Source organism: Bradyrhizobium sp. WYCCWR15520, assembly GCF_056174665.1.
Window position 1 is genome coordinate 1 of the sequence record NZ_JBWBWM010000126.1, and the last position, 2,524, is coordinate 2,524.

Consider the following 2,524-nt stretch of genomic DNA (forward strand, 5'->3'; position numbering starts at 1 on the left):
AGCGGGCTACAACTTCCGGCGTCTCATCCGCTGGCTCGAGCTCTTGTTGCGCCAGTTCCTCGCCCAGCTCACGGTCCGACTTCAATTCGTCCCGAGTTGAAATCCGGCGTTCTTCACGGCCGACTAACACCAAGTCCAAAAGGCTATGAAGACTGACGCATATGACCGGGCTGTTGATGTAGGCAAATAGTGGCTCGACTTAGGCCTGAATCGTTAACAGACACAAACGGTTTTCGCTTGCCGTGTCTCCACGCGTTCAGCCCAAGGTCAAGCGGGATAACAATTGAACCCAGCGTTCTGCAGCAAACGGCGGCCGCAGAATACCCAGATGTCGAGCACAAGGAGTAAATACCCTTAGCAAAGGAATGTGTGAGCGGGCTGAAAGCCGATCCGGCGCTTCCACGTGAGATGCGTGAGCTGAACAGTGCGTTGCGGACCGCAGAACGGAAGTAGGCCTCGGATCGAATGTCCGTGGAAGCAAGGGAGGTGCTCTTGAACCGGGCAGACGTCCGGTCGTCTGCGTGCTCATCCCTTGACCATGCATCACCATTGTGCGTGCCGGGCCGTGTCAGGTTCGCCCATTTAGCCCCGCGAGTTTGGTGGTGATCACCTTGAACATAAAACGGTTTGCAGGCAGAAGTCCTTGCATATTCCCGGAAAAACTGAACGCGGTTAGGTGACCGTTCCGCGGCAGATGAATAGCTCAAGAAAGCCCCGGCCCGAGGGCCGGGACTTTCGATCGCCGTTCGAAAGAGATCAGTATCGCAGAACCGGCGGACTAAACTTGTAATTGAGCCGCAGGGTCAGGAGATCGAAATCCTGGCGGATGCGATCGGTCGCGACCACACCAGCGGCCGTGGTGAAGTTCACGTTGGCGTCTGGCATGAACAGGTGGTCGTACTCGACGCCGACAGTCCAGTTCGGCGCAAAGCCGACTTCCACACCCGCGCCGACAGCTGCGCCCAAACGCGTATTGTCGGTGCTCGCCAGCTGCGCGCCGGTCAGGGTTGAGGTGACCTGATAGGTGTTGCTCGTCACCGCAGCACCGCCCTTGGCGTAAAGCAGAACGTTGTTAGAGGTGTAGCCGACCAGGCCGGTGATTAGGCCGAACGCATCGGTCGCGCTGCGGTTGGTGTTGAGCGGGAAGGTGGTGCTGACATTGGAGCCACTGAAATCAGCCCAGTTGCCCTGACCTTCAATACCAAACACCGCCTGGCCCATCTGCTGGCGATAGCCGATCTGGCCGCCAACGGTGCCACCGGTCGCATTGCTGAAGCCCCAACCGCCGTTGATACCGATGTACAAACCGCTCCAGTCGTAGATCGCGGCCGCGACCTGCGGCGGTGGCGCCTTATAGACGGGCTGCGCAGCGAGATCCGCGCTGAATGCGGGTGCGACCGCGCCAAGCGCGAGGATGCTGCAGGTCACAAGCAACAAGTTCTTCATTTCCAGTTTCTTTCCTTTAGATGGCCCCCAGGCCGCGCGCGTCTTAGCAACGTCATCGGAGATTGCTGTAACGGCAACGCAACACTCGCTCGAAAGAAATAGCTTGAAGCTGACGCTGCGTTAGGTTGTAGGCTTTGGAAATCATGATCAAATGTGCGCAGCGCAGAAAGTTATCGCGTATGGGAGAGATGCGCGTCAATGCCAACATTGGAGGGAAGGGTGTTCGAATCGAGGCTCGCTTATAAAGGCGCGCGCGTGGGGCGAGAGCAGCGATGAACGTGTCGGATCGCCTGGCTGAGTCTTGCTCCCCACCCTACGGAGAGAACGGCGCATCCACTCGGAGCATCGTTTGATCAACGGCAGAGGCAACGCCGGCCATTTCGCTCACGCACGCCTATGGCCCGAAAAACAGGTGTCACTCGCTGGTTTGATCATTCTTGCGGTGTCAAATGGTGTGATCGACGCCGGAACCGAGCACCAAGCGGACCTTGCGAAGGATGCGCGGAACCTCATTCATCGCGGTAGAGACTGCGGTCGGGCGAAGTTAAAGCTGCAGCATTAGCAGCACTGGCTGCGGTCTAGCGCTTCATTGAACAGTTGAAAAAGCTGGTACCGCCGGGCGCTGTTTGGTGCCGAGCGGCCAGCGATTTTTGAATTGCTCAATTTCGTCACCGGTTTATGACCGAATTTTTTGATGATACCCAATGACGGATCATGCTTCAGCCATCCGATGTTGATCGCGTGACGGATCAGGATCCCGAACCTTCTTCAGAGTATCGAGTGCCGCACCGGCGCGATCCGCGAATGGCTGAAGAATGCCCTTGATGATGCGCTCGCGCGAGAGCCCGGCGACTGTGCGATGACCGCGTTCAAATGCGGAGCGTCTCAAGGCGGCTAATGTAGCCCGTCTTGCTTGTATCACGGAGACCAACGTATTCGGCGCTCCTCATCTGTCGGCCGTGAAGAACGCCGGATTTCAACTCGGGACGAATTGAAGTCGGACCGTGAGCTGGGCGAGGAACTGGCGCAACAAGAGCTCGAGCCAGCGGATGAGACGCCGGAAGTTGTAGCCCGCTGC

1 protein-coding gene is annotated in these 2,524 nt (G+C 57.9%); it reads right to left on the reverse strand.

Annotation, left to right across the window (positions count from 1 at the left end; all coding sequences use genetic code 11):
* Window positions 1-756: 756 nt before the first annotated feature.
* Window positions 757-1,446 carry an outer membrane protein gene (locus AC0QUY_RS42395; RefSeq protein ID WP_161855563.1) on the reverse strand — a complete coding sequence of 230 codons (690 nt, stop codon included), beginning with the start codon at window positions 1,444-1,446 and terminating at the stop codon, window positions 757-759.
* Window positions 1,447-2,524: the final 1,078 nt, after the last annotated feature.

Bases quoted from the DNA above. Each gene is read 5' to 3' on its own strand.
- AC0QUY_RS42395 (WP_161855563.1), bottom strand. From the start codon at position 1,446: ATGAAGAACTTGTTGCTTGTGACCTGCAGCATCCTCGCGCTTGGCGCG.